Source organism: Ancylomarina sp., assembly GCF_041555295.1.
Taxonomy (GTDB): domain Bacteria; phylum Bacteroidota; class Bacteroidia; order Bacteroidales; family Marinifilaceae; genus Ancylomarina.
This window is the reverse complement of record NZ_JBFFKR010000037.1, coordinates 1-22724: the sequence shown is the minus strand read 5'-3', so window position 1 is coordinate 22724 and position 22724 is coordinate 1. Positions and strand designations below refer to the sequence as shown.

Sequence of the window (22724 nt, the reverse complement as noted above, 5' to 3'; positions counted from 1 at the left end):
TCATAAGTAACAGTAAAGATTATTCAAATTACCGAAAACCTTTGCGTTAGAGATCATAAATTTAAAAAAAAAAGTGACTTCTTTAATTAAATATGAAGATAGAATATATTGACACAATAACCTCTTGATTTGAACCCAGTTTAAAACAAAATTATGAAGTCTTAATATGAATTATAAACTGAGTTTTATCTTTCAGATAAATACTAAACACCTTTTTTTGAGTAGACCAGCCCTCAAACAGAATATCAGCGATAATATCTTATCTTCGCAATCAAATTGAATAAAATGCGTAAAATCGAACTTTTAGCTCCGGCTAAGAATCTGGAAACAGGTATTGCAGCCATCAACTATGGCGCGGATGCTGTTTATATAGGAGCTCCAAAATTTGGAGCCCGTGCCGCTGTGGGTAATACTTTAGAAGATATTGGAGTACTCATTAAATATGCTCATCAATATTGGGCTAAGGTATTCATTGCAATGAATACCATTTTATATGACAATGAACTAAAAGAAGCGGAAGCTTTAATTCATGAACTTTACAAATTAGGAGCGGATGCTCTTATTGTACAGGATATGGGCATTTTAGAAATGGATTTACCTCCAATAGAATTGCATGCGAGTACACAAACACATAATTTCGATTTAGAACGAATTCAATTTCTTGAGAAAGCTGGTTTTAAGCGTATTATTTTAGCCAGAGAACTCTCTCTTGAACAAATAAAAGAAATACGAGCCAACACCAATGTAGATTTAGAGTATTTCGTAAACGGAGCACTTTGCGTTTGCCTAAGTGGACAATGTTACTTCTCGCATGCCATTACAGGTCGATCGGCTAACCGTGGAGAATGTAGCCAAGCTTGTCGTATGAAATACGATTTAGAAGATGCAGAGGGCAATGTGTTAGCAAAAGACAAACACCTGCTTTCACTTAAAGACCTTAACTTATCTGATGAAATAGATGATATTGTAAATGCAGGTATTTGTTCACTTAAGATTGAAGGTCGATTAAAAGACATTTCATATATCAAAAACATTACCAGCCACTACAGTGATAAGTTAGATCAAACTATAAAACAGAATAAAGAGCTTGAAAGAGCTTCTTCAGGAAGTGTTCAAGTCAACTTCAAAGCAGATCCAGAAAGAACTTTCAATCGTGGTTTTACCCCTTATTTCTTTAAAGGAAGAGTGCCTGAGATCGCAAATTTCTTCTCACCAAAAGCATTAGGTAAGGAAATCGGGAAGATTATCGCTGTTCGAAAAGATCACTTCATTGTTAAAAGTAAATTTCCTATTCACAATGGTGATGGTTTGTGTTTTTTCAATAAAAGCAAGCTATTGAAAGGTATACAAGTGAATGGTGTTAAGGGTGATAAAATTTATCCAAACGATATGAGTATGGTTTGCGATGACGTAACACTTTATCGCAATAATGATCATGAGTTTGCCAAGGAGTTAAAGCAAGACAAAAGCATTCGTAAAATCTCAATTGATATTCTATTTGAACAATTAGGTGAGCAATATTTCTTACATATCACCGATGAAAATGGCATATCTGCTTCGAACAGTTTAGATGAGTCATTCGAGCTAGCCAAGAATGAAGATATGGCTAAAATTAATATTGAAAAACAACTATCAAAGCTGGGTGACTCTATTTATGAGCTTTCTTCCATTCAATTAAATCTTAACAATACACCTTTTATACAAGCTAAATTATTGAACGAGCTACGAAGAAAAACTCTAGAAGAATTAAGTCAGGCTCGAATTGATTTAGCAGAAAAAGAGGAAACACGTCCTTTAATTGCTCATCCAAAATATTATGCAGACAAGATTACTTATATGGGGAATGTGAGTAACTGCAAAGCGGAAGATTTCTACAAAAAATGTGGGGTTAATGATATTGAAAAAGCCTTCGAACTTCAGAAAAATTTCGATGGTAAAACGCTTATGGTAACCAAACATTGCTTACGCTATGAATTTGGGAAATGTCCGAAGCTCGTAAAGACAATTGGCGAAAAACCAGGACCACTTTATTTAGTAGATAATAATAGAAAATACAGTTTGGAGTTCAACTGCCAACGTTGTGAAATGAAAGTCATCTTAATGCCAAAATAGATGAATCAAAAATAACAAATGCTCATATTCAATCAGATATGAGCATTTGTTTTTATATACTAATTCGAGAATCGACTAAACTTTATGGGTTAGTTGATAAACATTGGAAACTTCCATAAAACTAACACCTTTTGATGGTCCAAAACTACCACCTAATATGATCACAGAATCTTCACTTGTAAAGTAACCTTTACCCATTAAGGTTAATATTGCTTCTTTCACAAATTCATCACGACTAGCTAACAATTCTTTGTAATCTGCTTCCACTCCATAAGACAAAGCTAATTCTCTCATTACGCGTTTCGAGTAACAAAGAGCATAAACAGGAACATTTCCTCTATAGGCAGATAAATAACGTCCCGTTCTACCTGTAAGCGTATCAGTTACAATAGCTTTAATAGGAAGGAATTGTGAAGCATTTACTGCTGAGCGTGCCAAAACTGAAGTCACCTCCTTATGTCTCGGTTCACGAGCAAGTTTATCAGGATACAACTCTTTCTCAACTTCCATAGCCACCTCAGTCATCACTCTAACAGCCTCAACTGGGTAATCGCCATAAGCTGTTTCACCACTCAGCATTATTGCATCAGTTCTGTTATAAATTGCATTTGCAATATCACTCACCTCAGCACGTGTTGGACGAGGATTTTCTATCATCGAGTGCAACATTTGAGTTGCAATAATCACCGATTTTTTAGCATCGATACATTTACGAACAATTCTTCGTTGTATTACGGGAATCTTTGCAGCTGGAATCTCAATAGCTAAATCACCTCTGGCTACCATTACACCATAGACATATTCAAGAATTTCATCGATATTATCAACACCTTCTTGATTCTCAATCTTAGCAATAATCTTAATCTTAGACTCTCTTGCATCAAGAATCTTCTGAATCTCCAAAACGTCCTCTTTTTTACGAACAAATGAATGAGCGATAAAATCAATATCCTGATCGATGGCAAATTGAATAAATTCTCTATCCTTTTCACTCAAAGAAGGTAAGTTGATTGAAACGCCAGGTATATTAACACTCTTACGATTCTTCAAAGCACCATCATTCTGTGCTTCAACAGTCAAGAAATCATCATTCTTTTCAATTACAAGAAGTTCAAGATCTCCATCATCAATAAGCACCCTATCTCCTACTTTAATGTCTTGTACAAAAAAATCATAACTAACAGAGAAAGTATTTTCTTCACTAATATTTGATTTAGATCCAACGACTTTCATCTTATCTCCTGTAGAAAGAAAAAAGTCTTTTTGAATCCCAACCGTTCTAATCTCAGGCCCTTTTGTATCAATTAATAAGGCAATCTTATCTGAGACCATTCGCACATTATCAATCACCTTTTGTGCATCTGCATGAGACTGATGAGCCGTGTTTAAACGAACAACATTCATGCCCTCTTCGAAGAGTTCAGTCAAAAATTCAACATCGCATTTCTTATCAGAGATTGTAGCAATGATTTTGGTACCTTTCTTCATAATTAAAATTTTAATATAAACTGAACATATACTGATAACAGCATGAATAACAAATTTACGAAAAGATGAATTGTGTATTATTTATTGTGATTTTTCTATTAAAAGTCTAGATATAAAAGATAAGTAAATCTTTTAACAAAGCTCATATTTCTAACAAAATAACAAACTAGCATAAACACGAAATAATTTCACATAACCCCATTAATTCTTAACAAAAGCGCGACAAATCCGCAGTCATTTTCACGTTATAAAACGGGGATATAGAAATCTAGAATTACTCTTATAAATGCGATGTTTGTAACACAAAATAAAAGCAAATCCTCAGATATAGACATCTGATTTCCTCTTCAAAAACTAAAGTATGAATTTTTGCAAGTATAAACCATCGTATCGCAGAATATTAAAGGTGAAGGGCTTTGTAAAACGTTTGCGAAACGCATAAATGGAATAAGTCTAAATAAATTAGGAGAGTCTAACGATTTTTTCATTGAATTAGATTTTAATCTATTCAAAACATTAATTCGTCAATTTTGATAAATACAAAAAAACAACAATCAATAAATATCTTATCAAGAGAAATCTTACCATTTGTCAAAAAAAAACTTATTTATCCTGATTCATTTTTGAAAGAGCTTCTACCCCTAATCGATAAGAATCCAAGCCAAATCCAGCAATTACACCAACACAACTTGCACTAATCATACTCGTATGTCTAAAGGCTTCTCTTTTATGTACATTTGAAATATGGACTTCAACAATTGGAATATCGACAGCCGATATTGCATCTCTAATAGCAACTGAAGTATGCGTATAAGCCGCAGCATTCAACACAATTCCATCAAACGAAAACCTGACTTCATGAATTTTATTAATAATCTCACCCTCAACATTTGATTGAAAATATTCTAAAGTAAAATCAGGAAATACACGCATTAATTCTTCGAAATATTGATCGAAACTTTCTGATCCATAAATCGTTTTTTCTCTTGTCCCCAATAAGTTTAAATTAGGTCCATTTAGGATTAAAATTTTCATTTCGTCAAAATTTCACTTTAGTTTAACATAGAGTTCTTATCAGATTTTTGCAAACCTTACGTAATAAATTCATACAATGTTTTGTAATATTATCATAAAAATACGTATATTGCTATCGTTAAAGCAAAACTAGTAAAATAGATTTGATTAACAATTACAACTAAACTACATACTTAAAATTAATTGAAATGAATTGGACAACAACAATTGAGAATTTTAAGACTTATCTCACGTTGGAAAAGTCTTTATCCAAGAATTCTATTGATGCTTACATCAATGACATCACTAAATTAACAACTTTTTTCAAGGAGCAAGGCAGAACCGTAGCCCCTGTTGAAGTTGTTTTACAAGACCTTAAGGATTTTGTTACCTGGATTAATGACGCAGGTACAAGCCCTAGAACTCAAGCTCGTGTTATTTCTGGTATCAAAGCTTACTTTAAGTACTTATTACTTGAAGAGATAATTGACAGAAATCCAACAGCTTTATTGGAAGCTCCAAAAATTGGACGTAAACTTCCTCACACCTTAACTGTTGAAGAAATTGACATTTTAGTTAAGGCTGTTGATACAAACAAAGCTGAAGGACAAAGAAATAGAGCGATCCTAGAGACTCTTTATTCTTGTGGACTACGTGTTTCTGAATTAATTGACCTTAGAGTTTCTAACTTACATTTCAGAATGGGTTTTATTAAAATTCATGGTAAGGGAAACAAAGAGCGTTTAATTCCAATTGGGAAACGAGCTAAAAAGGAAATCAAATTATACCTTAAGAGCTATAGAGGTAAATTAAACATTGATAAGGATAGCGAAGATATTTTATTCTTAAACCGTAGAGGTCGCAAACTTTCTCGTGTTATGATTTTCACTATCATCAAGAACCTTTCTAAGAAAGTTGGTTTAACCAAGAATGTTTCTCCTCATACTTTCCGTCACTCATTTGCTTCTCACCTAGTAGAAGGTGGAGCAGATTTACGAGCTGTTCAAGAAATGTTAGGACATGAGTCTATTTTAACAACTGAAATCTATACTCATCTAGATAGAGATTATTTGAAAGAGACAATCAAAAATTGTCATCCAAGATCTAAAGATCAATAATCAAAAAAAAAAGAGTAGCGATAAGCTACTCTTTTTTTTGTCTTATTTTTTTGAAAATCCTAAACTTAAACTCATTTATAATTTCACGATATATGCGTCTGGGAAACCTTTAGATCGAACATCTCTTAACTCTCGACGACATACCCAATAATTATCGTAACTACGATAAAAATATCGATAGAGGTTTTCATCATTATCGAAGTTTTCATACAACCCATTTAATTTCAACTGACTAATACGAGTTGTTTTTTCACTTGCAAAAACGTGTATTGAATATTTAAACTTAGGATCCTTCATATTCTTAATTCCATAAGTTTCTTCGTATAAATTCCTCATTTTCTTTGAGAACTTCATCCTGCTCACATCACGATAATAATTCCAGAATTCCCATTTACCATACCTATTGATCCGAAACAGAGTTTCAGGAGGTAATTCCTCGACATAATTATCGTCGTCGATATTTTCATTAGGAATAATCTTAGATTCTTCAACAATTTGAAGATTCTTATCCTTTTTTGTTTTAGGATCGATAGCTTTCACAGCTACTTCTTCAGGTTCAATCTCAACAACTTCGGTGTATTCTAATTCCTTACTATCATCAAGTTTAACAAAATTAAATAATTCTGGTGAAATCAGAGGAGAAAGTAAGCCGACAATAATCGATATAAGTAAGCAAGCTACTATATAGAAGAGATTTCTCATAAATGACGTATTCCTTTATTTAAGATGATGGATATTGAGCTACAAACTCTAGCAACAAAAGCAAAAGCTCTTATTGATAATAAATATAATAAAATCTATTAATATATCTTCGATTAAGACTTCATCAATAAAGAACTATCTCCATAACTCAAAAATCGGAACTCATTATTCAAAGCATAATCATAAATTTCGCGCCATCGATCTCCTACTAAAGCTGAAATTAATAAAAGCAAAGTGCTCTGGGGCTGGTGAAAATTTGTCACCAATCCTGAAATCACTTTAAAATCGTAACCAGGTGCAATTATAATTTGTGTTGCGGCATTAAACAAAGATAAATTCTCCTTTCTCATAAAATCTATAATCGCTTGATAAGATTCAACACGTGTACAAGTTCCATCAAGTGTATAGGCATCCCACTGTTCAAGCAAATATGGATTCTCTTTCCCTAATAATAGCTTGACTCCCAGCCAATACAAACTTTCAAGGGTTCGGACAGATGTAGTACCTACTGCTACGATATCATTTTCAGAATCAATAATTTGCTGCAAACTCTTTATATTCACCTGAATATGCTCAGTGTGCATTTCATGATCTCCAATCAGTTCTACTTTAACTGGCTTAAAAGTTCCTGCACCAACATGAAGTGTCAACTCAGCTCTTTTTACACCATTTGTATCTAATCGGCTAAAGACAGAATCAGTGAAATGCAGGCCAGCAGTTGGAGCAGCCACAGAACCTTCATGCTTAGAATAAACGGTTTGGTAACGAACTAAGTCAGAATTTTCGGTATCACGATTCAAATAAGGGGGAATTGGAATTTTACCTGTCAATTCAAGAACTTCGCTGAAACTTAAAGTCTGGTTTTCCCATGTGAATTTAATTTCATGAGCACCATCCAAATTCTCAATATGTTCTGCACAAAGCAACTCTTCCTTACCCTCAAACATGAAACTCATTTTAAGAATTCCCGTTTTCCACTTACGTAAATTCCCAATAATACACTTCCATGTACAAACACCTTTTGCCTGAAAAGCTAAGTTATAATCAGCAGGATTCAAAGGTTCCAAACAAAAGATCTCAATACGAGCACCAGTTTCTTTATAAAAAATTAACCTAGCCTGAATGACCTTCGTATTATTGAAAACCATTGTTGTGCCTTCTGCTATTTCTTCAGGCAAATTTTGGAATCCTCGTTCTCTAATTTCATTATTTTTGTACACCAACAATTTCGATTCTTCACGACTGCCTAAAGGATATTTGGCAATCTTCTCATCGGGTAAATCGTATGTGAAATTTGATATTTGAATGTGCTTTTGATTCATTATTGTTTCTTCGGTTCTTATTTCCATCTCTCCTCTAAATATTTCTCTAACAATACCACTCTCCTTTGTTAGAGAATAGAATTGGTGTGCAAAAATAGTTAACTTTGTTCGTATTATAAAACTATGCCTCAGATTACACTCATTAGAAATGTTTTTTTCAAAGTCTCATATCTGCTGGCAATAAACTAGATATCACATGCAAATAAATATTGGAGATAAAGTCAAATTTCTAAGCGAGACCGGAGGCGGTAAAGTTACCCGTATTATCGATGCCAAAACCGTAATGGTTCTTAATGATGAAGATGATTTCGAAATACCAACTCTTAAAAAGGATCTAGTTGTCATGGAATCGCAGTCAGAGGGAAATTCTTCAGCTTCCCATAGCCTGTCATCTAATAAAAAAGTGACAACAAACGCTAAAAGCGAACCACTAAAAGTTCAAAAGGAAGATGTTTATTTTGCCTTTGTTCCTCGAGCGGGTTATGAAATCACTTCCAGTCCACTAGAACTCTACCTTATTAATGATACCAATTCAATCCTTCTTTACAGCTTTTTCAATCAGAATGCTGGGAAGTTCGAAGGCATTACAACTGGTAATATCGACCCGAATTCAAAAATATTACTAACCGAGTTCGATCAGAAAGATCTTGGTAAACTAAGTGCATTTCATTTTCAAGTTTTGTATTATCAATCAGGTGACTTTACCCCTAAAACACCTATTAATAAAACTGTGAAAATTCAGGCGTTGAAATTTTACAAATCGAATTCCTATAAGCTTACCGATTATTTTCACGAACAAGTCATTATTCATCAACTCACAGCCGATGACATAGAGCAAAAGCTTGATGAGTTGAGCCAAAAAGATTTTAATAAGCTAATTCGAGAAAAAGAAAGTACAGAAACTAAAATTCAAAGTCCAAAACTAAATCCTAAGACTAATATTTTGGAAGTTGACTTACACATCAATAAACTAATCGATTCTGTTACAGGCTTCTCAAATGCTGATATCCTGAATTTCCAGATGGAAAAATTTCATGAGGTATTACGAGAGAATGAAAGTAATAGAGGCAAAAAAATCGTCTTTATTCATGGAATTGGAAATGGCACATTGAAACAAAAGGTGCTTAGTGAACTGAAAAGAAAGTATAAGAAGCATAGTTCACAAGATGCCTCTTTCAAAGAATATGGCTATGGTGCAACTCTGGTAACGATTAAATAATCTGATTAGAACAAAAACAAGATCTAATAAAAAGGAGAAAGTAAATTAATTACTTTCTCCTTTTTTTATATTCGATAAATCTAATTCTCTTTTATTCTAAAAATGATTTCACAGGTTCGAAACAAGAAAGGAATACAAGAAAACCCAAAACAGCAATAATGATTCCTGAAATCTTATTGATCCAAAACATCTGCTTTAGCCTGAATTTTTTTCTGAAAACATTAACTAAAGTTGAAAGTGCATACCACCATAATGCTCCACCTAGCAATACACCTAGCAATAAAAACATAGATACCCTTGTTGAGTTAGCATCTCCAAAAACAGATGCTCCAGCAAACATGGCTCCAAAAAACAAGACTGCTATTGGATTAGAAAGAGTCAGAAAAAAGATGGCAAGAAAATCCCCCAGCATACCTCGTTTACCAGGTGTTTGAGATTTCCGGAATTGCTTTATAGTATTTGTGAAGAAGATCCTTAAACCAACAAACACCAAGAAGATAGATCCAATTAATCTAAAATAAAATTCTTGAGCTTGAATAAAGTTGATAACAAAACCCAAACCTAATACCGCGATTGATGCAAATAAAGTATCTGCAACTGCAGCTCCTGAACCAGAAACAAAACCAGCAAGTCTACCTTTCTGAAGTGTCTTCTGAATGATTAAGACACCAATTGGTCCCAATGGTATTGAAGCCATGAGACCTATAAGAATTCCTTTGATTATATATTGAATATCCAAGTGATGGGCTTTTGCAAATAAAAAATTCAGCAACAAAGATCGTAATTATATGCAATTACACCTCTGCTTCTTTAAAATATTGTGTTAACAAAGAATAAAATAATTGACTTAATTCATTTCTCGAGTAACAAAACGACTTGATACCTCTTCGCTATTGATCTCCTTTGTCAATGATTCAATCATATTTACAGGAACATCGAATAAGTCTACAACGATTAAACCATCCAAACAGTCGTTAAAGTTTGGATCGATATTAAAACCAACAATTTTGGCATTTAATGAGATATACTTCTTTAATAATACTGGAAGCTTATCATTAGAAACTTCAAAATCACCAATTAATTTATCAAGCTTATTAATATCACTCTTCGCAGCTTCAAGTAAAATATCCATATCAAGACCTTTCACTTTTACTTTAAATTTATTGCGCGACTTGATAAACTGCCCCATCTCGTAATCGAAATAGTTACGCATAATAAATTTAATTATCAGGTCTTTTGATGTATTAGAATACTCATTACTAATACTAACAGGACCAATTAAATAACGGCAATCTGGATTTTTAAGCAAGAAGTACATAATCCCTTTCCACAATAAGAAAAGTGGCATCGGCTTTCTTTGATATTCTTTAACAATGAAAGATCGACCTAGTTCGATTGACTCACTCAATACAGGTTGAAAGGCCTTCTTCATTTTAAATAAGGATTGTAGATAAAATCCTTTCAATCCATACTTATTCAAAATCTCCCTCCCCTTTCCTACACGATATGCTCCAACAATTTTAAGATTCTCTTCATCCCAAATAAAGAGCTGATGGTAATACAAATCGTACTCATCAACATCAATGCTCTGATTGGTTCCTTCACCAACTTCACGAAAGGTAATTTCTCTTAAACGACCAATTTCATTGAGGACATTAGGCATCTCATCCGAAGGAGCACAATAAACAGAAAACTTCCTCGACTTAAAAAGTAAATGCTCCGATAAGTTTGCAATCTCCTTACTTATCAACTTAGGGTCTACTGGAGGAATAACATCAGCAGCCTTTTTCTTTTTAGCCGTAGACTTATTTTCATAGAACTTTTTCACCTCAACAGCACTTCCCAGCATATAGGTTTTCGCTCTTAAGAAGCGTCCGTACTGGTTAATATCGGTAAAACCTTTTTGATCCTTAACCGAAATAGGATTCCCAATACGAAGACGAATGACTTTATTCTTTTTATTTAATAGTTCCGATGGTAGTTTTACTGTTCTCAAAACAGGGTGAATCATTCCCATCAAGTAAAACATCAAACTATTACTTCCTTGAAAATGGATTGGCACAACAGGGACTTCAGCTTTCTTAATAAATTTAAGAATAGGAGGCTGCCATTGTTTATCTGTAATATTCTTAGATTCTGATTGGTAAGTCGAAACTTCTCCTGCCGGAAAAATTCCTAAAGGAGCCCCCGCGTTCATGTGACGTAAGGCCTCTTTTATTCCTCCCATACTAGAAGCAGCAGCTTTTCTGTCTTCGAAAGGGTTTACACCCAAGAAACAATCCTTTAATGGCTCTATCTTTTGAAGAATGAAATTAGCCATAACCTTAAAATCGGGACGAACATCACTGAGTAGTTTAATTAGCAATATGCCATCAATCCCACCAAATGGGTGATTGGAAATACTAATAAAGCTTCCATCCAAAGGAATACGCTTCAACTCTTCTTCATCAAATTCAAATTTGATTCCCAAGTCATCTATCAAACCATCAATAAATTCTACACCTGATTTCTCACAATTTGCAGAATACAAATCGTTCAATTTATTCAATCGCAGAATATACATTAATAGCTTGGCAAAGCTCTCCCCTCCAAACCAATTTAAACTTTCACTCGCTTTCAATAAATCTTTGGGATCAACCAATTTCATCGGTAAATATTTTATATTAAAATGGACTCAGAAACAGTGTCTAACTCTATATGCCTCAGTCAAAACAATATTCCGAAGAATATGAATCCACTCGTAACTCTTTTTAAATTATAAGACCACCTAGAAATAAAAACCAACTCCTATTACTAGATAAAACGTAAGCTCAGCCAATTTTCAATCGAGTAAAAATAGTATTTATTCTCATAATTAATCAACATTATTGATATTTTATATGCCAGCATCTTTCCACTTTCCTTTATCATAAATCCGAATGCTATCATATCCAGATTCTTTCAGCATTTTGGCAGCATCATCAAAATATAGCAATAATTCATCGGGGTGATGAGCATCTGTGCTGATGGTCATAGGAATATTATTCTTTTTGCATGTTTTTGCAAAACTAAAGTCAGGATAAAATGCAGGTGATTTCTTTGTATAAAGCCCGCGCGTATTAATTTCCACAATACAATCTGTTTCCTTTAAAACAGCGATTGATTCATTCAATAAATCTTGATACCATTTTTCCTCTTCTGAAAAGTATCGAGCTTTATTATTCATCTTTATTTTATCGATATGGCCAATAATATCTGGTTTCTGAACTAGAATCATCTCGTTAATTTGTGAAAAATAGTCCTTAACCATTTTCTTTATATCTCCTTCGTAGAAACATTCCAATCCATGAGAATAATTTGTGTCTGGTCCATCCAGAAATAGAAATTCATTTTCAACTGGTGATTTAACCAGATGTACAGATCCTATCGTATAATCTAAGCCACAATCCATTATTCTTTGAGCAAATGGTTTCGTAACTCCTGGTATATAATCCAACTCTAATGAGAGATAAACATCAATTTCATCTTGATATTTATCAGACAAGGCCCTAATTTCATTCACGTAACTCATCAATCGATTCTCATCCATATTCCAGGAAACCTCAACAGGAAATGGTGCATGAGAAGAAAAACCCACAGCTTTCATCTGTAATTCGATTGCTCGTTTTATGAAAGCTTCCGCTTCAGCCTTACCATCGCAATAATTTGTGTGAGTATGATATGAAAAATATGTCATGAAGTAAATCTCAATTTTTGTAAAAAAACACAGAACTACCAAAGATAACAGATCAACTCTTCCCTAGTATAAATAGAAGCTTCTTTAAAATCTTTATAAATAAAGTAGTAACTTTGCGTCAAAAGCGCGAAAATAATACGTTTTGTATGTTTTGATGTTAATCGAGACAGAAATTTAGTAAACGAGCTTTCGATATTTTATATATCGGACAGTCAAAGAAAAAATAGAGATGAAAGACGATATATCAGGACTATACAACCAATGGCTACCAACTTCTGCAAAAGAAGTCGCAGAAAGAGGATGGGAAGAGCTAGATGTTATTTTATTTAGCGGTGACGCCTATGTCGACCATCCTTCATTTGGTTCAGCAGTTATTGGGCGAATTCTTGAAAATGAAGGCTTAAAGGTTGCTATTGTTCCTCAACCTAATTGGCAAGACGATTTACGCGACTTCAAGAAGTTAGGCGTACCGCGCTTGTTCTTCGGCATTACAGCTGGCAATATGGATTCCATGGTGAATCATTATACTGCGAATCGTCGATTGCGTCACGATGATGCTTATACGCCAGATGGTAGACATGGACAAAGACCAGATATGCCAAGTATCGTGTATTCTAAGATTCTAAAAAAACTATATCCTGACACTCCTATTTTGTTGGGTGGTATCGAAGCCTCTCTGCGTCGTTTAACACATTACGACTATTGGCTGGATGAGTTAAGACCTAGTATTCTATGCGACAGTGCAGCCGATTTATTGGTTTATGGTATGGGTGAGAAACCTCTCAAAGAGATCGTTCGTTTGCTTAAAAGAGGTGTTCCTTTTGAAACACTAACAACGATTCCTCAAACTTCATTTATTACCAAAAAAGGTGAAGATTATTCAACTAAGAAAAAGTGGGAAGTTCAAGAGCTGTATTCACACGAGGATTGTTTAAAGGATAAGAAGAAATTTTCAGGTAACTTTCGCCATATTGAAATGGAATCTAATTCCATGATGGCAAAAAAGCTAATTCAAGGCTATAAGGATTCTGAGATTATAGTAAATCCTCCCTACCCTGTGATGAAGGAAAAGGAGCTTGACTCTATTTTCGATTTGCCATACACGCGTATGCCTCACCCTCGTTATAAAAACAAGAAAATCCCTGCATATGATATGATTAAATTCTCTATCAACATGCATAGAGGATGTTTCGGTGGTTGCTCATTCTGTACAATATCTGCTCATCAGGGTAAATTCATTGCAAACCGATCACAGAAGTCAATTCTAAAAGAGGTTGAATACGTTACAAAAATGCCTGACTTTAAAGGCTATTTATCTGATCTGGGTGGTCCTTCGGCCAATATGTACCAGATGAAAGGAATTTTTGAAAGCATTTGCCAAACATGTAGACGTCCTTCATGTATTCATCCAAATGTTTGTCCTAACCTGAATACCAATCACAAACCAATGCTTGACATCTACAAAGCGGTTGATAATATCTCAGGTGTTAAGAAATCATTTATTGGTAGTGGTGTTCGTTACGACCTGATGCTTCACAAGACCAAGGACGAAGAAGCAAATAAGGCTAATCGTGAATATGCAGTTGAACTGATTAAAAATCACGTATCCGGACGATTGAAGGTCGCGCCAGAGCACACTTCTGACGAAGTTTTAGATATCATGCGTAAGCCTTCATTTAAATTATTTTATGAGCTTAAGGATCTCTTCGATAAGATAAATAAGGAAGAAGGGCTTAATCAGCAATTAATCCCCTACTTTATATCCAGTCATCCTGGATCGCAAGGTGTTGATATGGCTGATTTAGCTGTAAAAACAAAGGAACTCGATTTCAAACTTGAGCAAGTTCAGGACTTTACACCAACACCAATGACCGTTGCAACAGTTATATATTATTCGGGCTACCACCCTTATACGCAGAAAGAGGTTTACACGCCTAAAACAAAGGAAGATAAACTCTCACAACGTAAATTCTTATTCTGGTATAAAAATGAATATCGAAACGCAATAAAGACTGAGCTAATCAACATGGGAAAGAAAGATTTAATAAAGAAGCTTTTCAAAGATTAGATTTAGAAGCTCTTTAATTTACAATATATATCGGCAAAACATTTTTAAGTTTTGTCGATATTATTTACATTAGATCAAAATTTATAATTCCCTTTTATGTCTATTGTTATTAAGAGATTAAAATTCATAAGCTTTATTCTACTTTTTGCCTTGAGTTTTTCATCATGTACACAGATGAAAATTGACAAGCTCAATAAGAAGGGTATGGAATTATTTGAGAAGAAAAAGTTCAAAGCTGCCAATCAGGTTTTCTCTGAAATATTAAGCTTAGATAAGGATTTTCTCCCTGCATATTTCAATCGTGCTATTTCAAACTCATTTTTATCGGAGAATACCAAAGCACTGAAGGATTTTAATCATATCATTAAAATCCAGGGCTATTCAGAAGAAGCACTTTTAAATAGAGCTATTATCTACGAAAATACAGGTAAATACAATGAGGCTATTAAGGACTACGATCAAATTCTCGAAGCCAATCCTTATCATTTAAAAGCCTTGCACTATAAAGGTATCTCCTTATACTATCTTGGGAATTTTAATGCTGCCATAAGAGAATACGATAAGGCTATAGAAAATGGCCTTGATGTTTCGGGACTGTATTACAACAAGGGGGTCGCTTTAGATTGCTTAAACAAATACAAAGAAGCCATCAACAACTATAGCAAGGCCATTAAAATTGACAAGAAATTTAAACTAGCTATATATGCCAGAGGCATTGCCTACTTCAATATAAAAGACACTAAACTGGCTAAGGCAAACTTAGAATATGCAAAAAAATTAGGCCACCCTAAGGCAGCCAATATGCTAAAAACGATCAAGTAAATTCAACCACAGTCTATATATTGATCCTGATCTCTTATTTAGGCGATCAGGATTTTTTTGTACAAACGACCTTGCCAGGTATCTCTTTCTACCAATCGCTTTTCTAGTTTTGCCACAAACTCGAAATTTTTGATGCCCCACTTGGGTGCAATCAACCAACCTGGAGGTGCCTGATTCACGAAACGATCCATCATCACTTCAGGATTTATTTGCTCCATTACATCTATTACAAAATCAATATATTCCTCCATCCCAAATAAGTGGAAACGATTCGGATCTTCCGCATACTCCTTAGCCATTGTTGTATGATTCAAAATCTGCAACTGATGTAGCTTAAGAGTCTCGATAGGTAGATTAGATAAACGAATGGCATGCTCCAACATCATCTCCGGTGTATCGTGAGGTAAGCCATTAACCAAATGTGCACCAATATGAATGCCTCTATTAGCCGTATCTAAAATTGTCGCTTCAGCCTCTTCATAGCTATGTCCGCGATTAATTGCATCTAAAGCTTGATTATTTGCTGATTCAACACCATACTCTACAGCGATATAATAATCCTTAGCCAAACCCTCAAGGTAATTTAGAAGAGGTTCTGTAATACAATCGGGACGTGTACCAATGACCAAACCAATAACTTTATCGTGAGAAAGCGCTTCTTCGTAGAGTTGTTTTAGAAGATCAAGTTCTCCATAAGTATTTGAGAAAGCTTGAAAGTAGGCCAGATATTTTTGTGTTTTATACTTGCTTGAAAAAAATAGAATTCCCTTTTCAATCTGTTCAGTCACCGATTCTTTGGGTGTACAATAAGCTGGATTAAAACTCTTATTGTTGCAATAGGTACAACCACCTGTTCCCTTGCTCCCATCTCTATTAGGACAAGTGAAACCCGCATCAATAGTTACTTTCTGAATACGTTCCGAAAACTTCTTCTTAAAAAAACCAGGAAAATCGTTATAGCGTTTGCTATGCCCCCAAGGGTATATATCTGTTTGCATATTTGTTTTTACTTTGTCGCAAAAGTACAAACTTATGGGCATATTTCAATCCTTATGAAACCAGTCATATTTTTCTCGTCTTGAACAAAATTTTGCTGCTTTTATTTTTACTGATATAAATCTTTTATTTCAGACCCTAATTTAAATCATTGTCTTAATGACACTTAAGAACAATACACGATATAACTTATCAAAATATTGACTAAAATAGAATTCATATTGGAAACAAATTTTTATATTGCTCCTTCGACAACTTACAAAAAAGCAAAACCATGTTCTCAAAAAAAGACCTTAGCCTCATTAAAAAACGAGGTATGGACAAAACCAAAATCGAAGAACAATTGAAACACTTCGAAACAGGTTTTCCAAAAGTTAATCTTGTAAACCCAGCCATCATTACCGATGGGATTATGAGAATTGAAGATGAAGAAATCAAGGTTTTCAGAGATAATTACATCAATCGTCCCAAAAAACTTTCTGTCATCAAGTTTGTCCCAGCATCTGGAGCTGCAACTCGAATGTTTCAAAAGCTCTACGATTTTATCAAAAACTATCAGGAAACCGAAGAAGATTATCTTGCTTATATGAAAGATAAATCTCCTGAAGGCATGTTTAAGTTTTTTGAAAACATCGAAGACTTTGCTTTTTTTGTTGACCTAAGAGCTGCCTTGCAGAAGAAAGGCATGGATATAGAGAGATTATTAGAAAAAAATAATTTCAAAGAAATTCTTAACACCTTACTTTATGCAAATGGCCTAAACTATAGTAACAAACCTAAGGGCTTACTAAGGTTTCACAAATACCAAGACTATTCCCGAACAGCTTTCGAAGAGCATTGGGCAGAAGCTTTGCATTATGCAAAGAATTATAAAGGAACCGCTCAGCTACATCTGACCATATCCGAAGAGCATAAGAAACTTTTTGCACGAAAACTTAAGAAATCAAGATCGGCCTTCGAGAAAAAGTACGATGGGAAACTTAAAGTGACTTTCTCATATCAGAAAGCGTCTACCGATACCATTGCTGTTGACATGGAGAATAAGCCATTTAAGAATGTTGATGAAAGCATCCTTTTTAGACCTGGTGGACATGGTGCTCTTATCGAAAACTTAAATGAGCTAAAAGCTGATTTGGTTTTCATTAAGAATATCGACAATGTCGTTCCTGATAGACTAAAAGAGCCAACCTATAAATACAAAGAAGCATTGGCTGGTGTTTTATTAAAATATCAGGCACAGATGTTCCATTATATGAATGAGTTGGATAATCCCAAGCTTGATCTTAGTGCTGATAAATTGAATGAGATGCTAAGTTTTTCAGTTGAGCAACTTTGCATCAAAACACCAAAGACATTAAAAACCGATAATCCAGATAAACTTAGAGCTTATCTCCTTAAAAAGTTTAACAGACCCATTCGTGTTTGTGGAATGGTTGTGAACGAAGGAGAGCCTGGTGGTGGACCTTTCTGGGTGAAAAACTCAGATAACTCTTCATCTCTACATATTATTGAGAGTTCTCAGATTGACCATGAGGATAAAAAGCAAGCCAAAATTTTGGCGGCTTCAACCCATTTCAATCCTGTCGACTTGGTTTGTGGAATCAAAGATTATAAGGGTAAAAAGTTTGATCTGACTCAATTTGTTGATCCAGAAACAGGTTTTATTTCTAAAAAAGCTCACAATGGTGCACCACTAAAAGCCATGGAGCTCCCTGGACTTTGGAACGGTGCAATGGCTGATTGGAATACGATTTTTGTTGAAGTTCCAACCATCACTTTTAATCCTGTTAAAACTATTTTTGACTTGCTTCGTGTAGAACATAGAAACTAGATAGAAAATACAACATACAGAAATGCCCCTCAAGAATCTATATTCTGAGGGGCATTTTATATTTGTAAATTCAAGTTATAAATCAATCAAATTTTCACCTTTAGCTAAATCTTGTTCAAAAGTAATTTTGATATTATTCTCGTCACCTTCTACAATATGAATCGGCTCCTTAGGCAGATATTTCAAAACCACACCACAATCGTCGCTAGCTTTAAAGTTTGGATCCCTTAATGCTAAGTCGTAGGCCTTCTTAATGGTTTCGCAAGAAAATGCCTGTGGCGTTTGTGCTCTATAAAGATAATCGCGTGGCGGAACAGATTCTATACATTTATCATCATTCAGCTTAAAAATGGTATCTGTACTTGGAATAGCTACAGCGACTGATTTCCCCTCAGCCAAACTAGAAACCACATCATCGATAATTCGTTGATTGACAAAAGGACGAACAGCATCATGAAAAATCAAATTCACATTCGGCTCTTTCTCGTAGGCTAAAATAGCAGCTAAACTTGAGTCACTTCTCTCCTTACCTCCACACAGGATTTTATGAACTTTTGAAAAACCAGCCTCACTAACAATGTGTTCTACATTAGTTACAAAGTTTGAATGGATAACCACACAAATTTCTGAGATACCAGCATGCTGCTCGAATATGGCAATGCTGTGCTCAATGATAGACTTACCTGCAATTTTCAAAAATTGCTTAGGAAGATAAGCTCCCATACGCTTACCTGTACCTCCCGCAAGAATAACAGCTACATTTTTCATTTATTAAAAGTCTTTAAAAGTCTGAAAGGTTTGTAAAAGTCAAAAGGTCTGAATAGTCGAAAAGTCAAGCTTTACTTTTATCCTTATTTACTTTATCCTTTAATCTTTACTTGAAGATATCGTATTCACCCACATCAGTTAAAATCTCATATCCCTCTTTGGTTACTAAAATAGTATGCTCAAATTGTGCCGATAGTTTCTTGTCGATTGTACGAGCTGTCCAACCATCTACCTCATCTACTTTAGCACGAGCCTTACCCATATTAATCATCGGTTCGATGGTGAAAATCATGCCTTCCTGCATCATCTCACCAGAGTTACGTTGTGCAATATGCTCAACCTGTGGCTCTTCATGAAATTCCATACCAATACCATGGCCGCAGAACTCGTAAACCACACCATATTTTTTTGCCTTGGCAAAACGACCAATAGCAAAACCAATGTTACCAAAGTAATTGCCTGGCTTTACCTGCTCTATACCTAAATATAAGGCATGCTCAGTATCTTCGACCAATTTAGCTGCCTGTTTAGATACTTCGCCAATGGTAAACATGGTACTGGTATCCCCATAATAGCCATCCAAAATAGTGGTTACATCCACATTCAGGATATCCCCTTCTTTCAAAACGGTTTGCTCATTGGGAATACCATGACAAATCACATCGTTTAAAGAGATGCAACATGATTTTGGAAAGCCGTGATAGTTCAATGGTGCAGGAATTGCCCCATTGTCGCGTATATATTTTTCGATTAAAGTATCAAGGTAAAGCGTATTCACGCCTTCTTTCACATAATCGCTAATAAATTTAAGTGTATTTCCAGCTAATTGAGAACTCTTTCTGATGCCCTCAATTTGCTCTGCATTTTTAATTATAATTTCGCTCATCTAGTTGTAAACCTATAAAATAGAGCTGTATTTCATGATGGAATAGTTCTCAAATGAATCCCCATACAGCCCTTAATAAAAGAACACCCAAAGGTCTGCAATGATTCCTTCTTATGCAAACAAAAGCTTTCTAAATTTTCAATGCCTTCATCAAGCTAATCTATCATGAAAAAACTCCTGTTTTTTAAGGCAGGAGTTCATTCTATTAATACATTAAAATAGACACTAAATTGGGTAATTCAGATTTTCATCACTCAGGTTTGAAAGTACATTATCGTAGAATCGTTTCGATTCAAAATTGGCCATAGGTAAATCATGACTCAAGCTATATCCACACTCGATGCGTTTAGCTCCAGGAATCTCATCTTTGAAATTGGCCATAAACTGAAACAGCTCCTTTGTAAGCTCGATGATATCCTCCGATTTATAATCGCCATGAAAGATGACATAAAATCCCGTACGACATCCCATGGGGCCAAAGTAAACGGTTCGGCTCCCCCATTTCTCACTATTACGTAAATAAGTTGCACCCAAGTGCTCCATGGTATGCATGGCCTGAATATCCATCGCAGGCTCACGGTTAGCAAGCTTCAAGCGAATATCGAAACTAGTTATAGTTTCTGAACCAAGTTGATCTTTTCGCGATACATAAATACCAGGCTTCAATCTGTCATGATCGACATTAAAACTATCTATCTGTTCCATCTTTTTATATTTTTAAAATTATTAATACACCTTCAAAAACTAGGCACTTTTCAATTTGAGTTCAAAGGGATAAACCATAGCTTTCCAAATGCCATCTTCCTGAAAAATATGAATTTTGCCTTCTGCATTCAACTGCTGATAAAAGGCTATATTCTTCTCAACAAAGGCTTTATTAGGCAAAGCATACGAGTTAATCATTCGGGCATTGTAATTCTGACCGATTAACTGAAAGGTGCTTTTAAAATCGGAAAGGCTACCCACATTGATATATAACTTACTGGTAGCATGCATATATTCAGGCGCAATTTTCAAGAACTCAACCAGAATTTCATTTCCTAGCTTGCCACCGTTTATGGTTTGTGATAAATCATCTCCCAAATCCAATTTATAATCCTCGGGTAATATTTCCTGAGGAAGATTGGCTATAATCACATCGAATTTACCTTTTAAAGGACCAAAAAAGCTACCTGCAAATGCCTGAATATCGACTTGATTTTTATGAGCATTCTCTTTTGCATTCCTTACAGAAGCTTCACTGGTATCAGTGGCCCAAACCTCTGCTCCCTGCTGTGCAGCCATAACAGCCAAAATACCACTACCTGTGCCTATATCGGCAACTCTATCGCCCGGATTGATTTGAATATTCTGAGCAAAAGGCACGACAAATGCTGATGGTGGAAATACATCCGGATGTAAATCCAAACTAATTTTATGGCCTTGTAATTGATAGTCGCGCATTTCGGGACGATCAAGAAAGAAGTTTTGTGTTTGCATAGTTTCCAATCTTTACATAACTACAGACTCAAGCGCCTGTGCCAAATCTTCAATTAAATCTTCCGTTTCTTCTATACCTACCGAAACTCTGATCAGGGTATCGGTAATGCCTAATTTATTACGATCTTCGACAGGTACCGACCCATGTGTCATTAAGGCGGGCAATTCGATAAGGGATTCTACCCCTCCTAAACTTTCAGCCAGAGCGAAATACTTTAACTTAGATAGAAAGGTCTTAGCATCTTCGAGCTCACCTACCAATTCAATGGCCATCATGCCACCAAAACCTTTCATCTGCTGCTTTGCTAGCTTGTGCTGCGGGTGTGACGCTAATCCTGGGTAAATAACCTTCTTAACCTTGGGATGTTTGTTTAAGAAATTGGCTATCTCAACGGCATTTGTCTCATGCTGACGCATTCGCAAGCTCAGGGTTTTAATCCCTCGAAGAACCAAATAGCTATCAAAAGGAGACATCATAGCGCCAGCAGAATTCTGCATAAATTGAAGTCTTTCGTATAAGTCTTCGCGGCTTACCATTACGGCACCTCCAATAGAATCTGAGTGACCATTGATATATTTCGAAGTTGAGTGTAAAACAATATCAGCACCCAATTCTAATGGATTCTGGAAATAAGGACTCATAAAAGTATTATCAACAACCAAAATCAAATTGTGTTCTTTTGCTATCAGTGCAATTCGAGCAATATCAGTCAGCTTCAACATCGGATTGGTTGGTGTTTCAATCCAAATCATTTTTGTTTCTTCACGAATAGCATCTTCAACACGAGCAGGATTTGCACTGTCTACAAAACTAAAATCGATACCATAATTGGCCGTAAACACCTTGCGGAAGAGTCTTTGCGTTCCTCCATAAAGATCATCGGTAGTAATAACATGATCGCCCGACTTTAACAGAGCCAGCAAAACAGTTGTTTCAGCTCCCAAGCCCGATGAAAAGGCCAATCCATATTTGGCATTCTCTATAGCTGCCAGCTTACTCTCCAAAGCCTTTCGGGTTGGGTTTAGCGATCTTGAATACTCATAACCTGCTGTGGGCACTTCAACATCCTTTCTCGCAAAAGTGGTTGATAAATGTAAGGGTACAATAACATCACCTGTTGCACCTTCTTTAAAATTTGGCTTCTCGCCTATGTGAATTCCTTTAGTCGTAAATTGCATATCTT

General features: G+C 35.1%; 19 protein-coding genes. 6 read left to right on the top strand and 13 right to left on the bottom strand.

The window, feature by feature from the left end:
* Window positions 1-285: 285 nt before the first annotated feature.
* Window positions 286-2112 (top strand): U32 family peptidase, encoded by a 1827-nt coding sequence (locus ABY905_RS05055; RefSeq protein WP_372641206.1) that lies wholly within the window; start codon window positions 286-288, stop codon window positions 2110-2112.
* Between the two features lie 75 nt (window positions 2113-2187).
* Here the strand turns inward: ABY905_RS05055 and pyk are convergent, their stop codons facing one another.
* Together pyk and aroQ are read right to left on the bottom strand one after the other, a co-directional pair.
* Window positions 2188-3600, bottom strand: coding sequence for a pyruvate kinase (pyk, locus tag ABY905_RS05050; RefSeq protein ID WP_372641204.1), 1413 nt, complete (start codon window positions 3598-3600; stop codon window positions 2188-2190).
* Between the two features lie 603 nt (window positions 3601-4203).
* Entirely contained in the window at window positions 4204-4635 is a 432-nt protein-coding gene (gene aroQ / locus ABY905_RS05045) for a type II 3-dehydroquinate dehydratase (RefSeq protein ID WP_372641202.1), read from the bottom strand.
* A gap of 188 nt (window positions 4636-4823) precedes the next feature.
* Here aroQ and xerD point away from each other — a divergent pair, with 188 nt between their 5' ends.
* Window positions 4824-5732 carry a site-specific tyrosine recombinase XerD gene (gene xerD / locus ABY905_RS05040; RefSeq protein WP_372641200.1) on the top strand — a complete coding sequence of 303 codons (909 nt, stop codon included), beginning with the start codon at window positions 4824-4826 and terminating at the stop codon, window positions 5730-5732.
* Window positions 5733-5807: 75 nt separating this feature from the next.
* On the opposite strand, the gene ABY905_RS05035 is transcribed toward xerD, so the two are convergent.
* Entirely contained in the window at window positions 5808-6434 is a 627-nt protein-coding gene (locus ABY905_RS05035) for a hypothetical protein (protein WP_372641198.1), read from the bottom strand.
* A gap of 113 nt (window positions 6435-6547) precedes the next feature.
* Window positions 6548-7783, bottom strand: a complete 1236-nt coding sequence (locus tag ABY905_RS05030) for an S-adenosylmethionine:tRNA ribosyltransferase-isomerase (RefSeq protein ID WP_372641196.1) — start codon at window positions 7781-7783, stop codon at window positions 6548-6550.
* A 169-nt stretch (window positions 7784-7952) separates the two neighbouring features.
* Between ABY905_RS05030 and ABY905_RS05025 the strand changes: the two genes are divergently transcribed.
* Window positions 7953-8975, top strand: coding sequence for a DUF2027 domain-containing protein (locus ABY905_RS05025; RefSeq protein ID WP_372641194.1), 1023 nt, complete (start codon window positions 7953-7955; stop codon window positions 8973-8975).
* Window positions 8976-9066: 91 nt separating this feature from the next.
* Here ABY905_RS05025 and ABY905_RS05020 read toward each other — a convergent pair whose 3' ends face one another.
* From ABY905_RS05020 to ABY905_RS05010, 3 genes are all read right to left on the bottom strand, one after another.
* A complete protein-coding gene (locus ABY905_RS05020) occupies window positions 9067-9714 on the bottom strand; it encodes a LysE family translocator (RefSeq protein ID WP_372641192.1) in 648 nt (215 codons plus the stop codon).
* Window positions 9715-9822: 108 nt separating this feature from the next.
* The gene (locus tag ABY905_RS05015) at window positions 9823-11622 is read right to left on the bottom strand and encodes a lysophospholipid acyltransferase family protein (protein ID WP_372641190.1); all 1800 of its coding nucleotides are present in this window, start codon (window positions 11620-11622) and stop codon (window positions 9823-9825) included.
* A 228-nt stretch (window positions 11623-11850) separates the two neighbouring features.
* The gene (locus ABY905_RS05010) at window positions 11851-12690 is read right to left on the bottom strand and encodes a histidinol-phosphatase (RefSeq protein ID WP_372641188.1); all 840 of its coding nucleotides are present in this window, start codon (window positions 12688-12690) and stop codon (window positions 11851-11853) included.
* 229 nt (window positions 12691-12919) lie between these two features.
* On the opposite strand from ABY905_RS05010, the gene ABY905_RS05005 reads away from it, so the two are divergent.
* Entirely contained in the window at window positions 12920-14758 is a 1839-nt protein-coding gene (locus ABY905_RS05005; protein ID WP_372641186.1) for a YgiQ family radical SAM protein, read from the top strand.
* Between the two features lie 96 nt (window positions 14759-14854).
* Window positions 14855-15580 carry a tetratricopeptide repeat protein gene (locus ABY905_RS05000; RefSeq protein WP_372641184.1) on the top strand — a complete coding sequence of 242 codons (726 nt, stop codon included), beginning with the start codon at window positions 14855-14857 and terminating at the stop codon, window positions 15578-15580.
* A gap of 38 nt (window positions 15581-15618) precedes the next feature.
* On the opposite strand, the gene ABY905_RS04995 is transcribed toward ABY905_RS05000, so the two are convergent.
* Window positions 15619-16578, bottom strand: coding sequence for a TIGR01212 family radical SAM protein (locus ABY905_RS04995; protein WP_372641182.1), 960 nt, complete (start codon window positions 16576-16578; stop codon window positions 15619-15621).
* 272 nt (window positions 16579-16850) lie between these two features.
* Here ABY905_RS04995 and ABY905_RS04990 point away from each other — a divergent pair, with 272 nt between their 5' ends.
* Window positions 16851-18407 (top strand): DUF4301 family protein, encoded by a 1557-nt coding sequence (locus ABY905_RS04990; protein WP_372641180.1) that lies wholly within the window; start codon window positions 16851-16853, stop codon window positions 18405-18407.
* A 75-nt stretch (window positions 18408-18482) separates the two neighbouring features.
* On the opposite strand, the gene ABY905_RS04985 is transcribed toward ABY905_RS04990, so the two are convergent.
* The 5 genes from ABY905_RS04985 to ABY905_RS04965 form a co-directional block, all read right to left on the bottom strand.
* Window positions 18483-19175, bottom strand: coding sequence for a 2-C-methyl-D-erythritol 4-phosphate cytidylyltransferase (locus tag ABY905_RS04985; protein ID WP_372641178.1), 693 nt, complete (start codon window positions 19173-19175; stop codon window positions 18483-18485).
* Between the two features lie 106 nt (window positions 19176-19281).
* Window positions 19282-20061 carry a type I methionyl aminopeptidase gene (gene map, locus ABY905_RS04980; RefSeq protein WP_372641176.1) on the bottom strand — a complete coding sequence of 260 codons (780 nt, stop codon included), beginning with the start codon at window positions 20059-20061 and terminating at the stop codon, window positions 19282-19284.
* A gap of 225 nt (window positions 20062-20286) precedes the next feature.
* Window positions 20287-20766: an S-ribosylhomocysteine lyase gene (locus ABY905_RS04975; protein ID WP_372641174.1), complete on the bottom strand. Its 480-nt coding sequence runs from the start codon at window positions 20764-20766 to the stop codon at window positions 20287-20289.
* A gap of 39 nt (window positions 20767-20805) precedes the next feature.
* Complete coding sequence (locus ABY905_RS04970; RefSeq protein ID WP_372641172.1) at window positions 20806-21540, bottom strand: HemK2/MTQ2 family protein methyltransferase; 735 nt, start codon at window positions 21538-21540, stop codon at window positions 20806-20808.
* Window positions 21541-21552: 12 nt separating this feature from the next.
* A partial coding sequence (locus tag ABY905_RS04965) for a PLP-dependent aspartate aminotransferase family protein (protein ID WP_372641170.1) occupies window positions 21553-22724 on the bottom strand: 1172 nt, incomplete at its 5' end.

What these genes read in the sequence shown, in the direction of transcription:
- ABY905_RS05055 (WP_372641206.1), top strand. Translation starts at nt 286, where the DNA reads ATGCGTAAAATCGAACTTTTAGCTCCGGCTAAGAATCTGGAAACAGGT.
- pyk (WP_372641204.1), bottom strand. Translation starts at nt 3,600, where the DNA reads ATGAAGAAAGGTACCAAAATCATTGCTACAATCTCTGATAAGAAATGC.
- aroQ (WP_372641202.1), bottom strand. Translation starts at nt 4,635, where the DNA reads ATGAAAATTTTAATCCTAAATGGACCTAATTTAAACTTATTGGGGACA.
- xerD (WP_372641200.1), top strand. Translation starts at nt 4,824, where the DNA reads ATGAATTGGACAACAACAATTGAGAATTTTAAGACTTATCTCACGTTG.
- ABY905_RS05035 (WP_372641198.1), bottom strand. Translation starts at nt 6,434, where the DNA reads ATGAGAAATCTCTTCTATATAGTAGCTTGCTTACTTATATCGATTATT.
- ABY905_RS05030 (WP_372641196.1), bottom strand. Translation starts at nt 7,783, where the DNA reads ATGGAAATAAGAACCGAAGAAACAATAATGAATCAAAAGCACATTCAA.
- ABY905_RS05025 (WP_372641194.1), top strand. Translation starts at nt 7,953, where the DNA reads ATGCAAATAAATATTGGAGATAAAGTCAAATTTCTAAGCGAGACCGGA.
- ABY905_RS05015 (WP_372641190.1), bottom strand. Translation starts at nt 11,622, where the DNA reads ATGAAATTGGTTGATCCCAAAGATTTATTGAAAGCGAGTGAAAGTTTA.
- ABY905_RS05010 (WP_372641188.1), bottom strand. Translation starts at nt 12,690, where the DNA reads ATGACATATTTTTCATATCATACTCACACAAATTATTGCGATGGTAAG.
- ABY905_RS05005 (WP_372641186.1), top strand. Translation starts at nt 12,920, where the DNA reads ATGAAAGACGATATATCAGGACTATACAACCAATGGCTACCAACTTCT.
- ABY905_RS05000 (WP_372641184.1), top strand. Translation starts at nt 14,855, where the DNA reads ATGTCTATTGTTATTAAGAGATTAAAATTCATAAGCTTTATTCTACTT.
- ABY905_RS04995 (WP_372641182.1), bottom strand. Translation starts at nt 16,578, where the DNA reads ATGCAAACAGATATATACCCTTGGGGGCATAGCAAACGCTATAACGAT.
- ABY905_RS04990 (WP_372641180.1), top strand. Translation starts at nt 16,851, where the DNA reads ATGTTCTCAAAAAAAGACCTTAGCCTCATTAAAAAACGAGGTATGGAC.
- ABY905_RS04985 (WP_372641178.1), bottom strand. Translation starts at nt 19,175, where the DNA reads ATGAAAAATGTAGCTGTTATTCTTGCGGGAGGTACAGGTAAGCGTATG.
- map (WP_372641176.1), bottom strand. Translation starts at nt 20,061, where the DNA reads ATGAGCGAAATTATAATTAAAAATGCAGAGCAAATTGAGGGCATCAGA.
- ABY905_RS04975 (WP_372641174.1), bottom strand. Translation starts at nt 20,766, where the DNA reads ATGGAACAGATAGATAGTTTTAATGTCGATCATGACAGATTGAAGCCT.
- ABY905_RS04970 (WP_372641172.1), bottom strand. Translation starts at nt 21,540, where the DNA reads ATGCAAACACAAAACTTCTTTCTTGATCGTCCCGAAATGCGCGACTAT.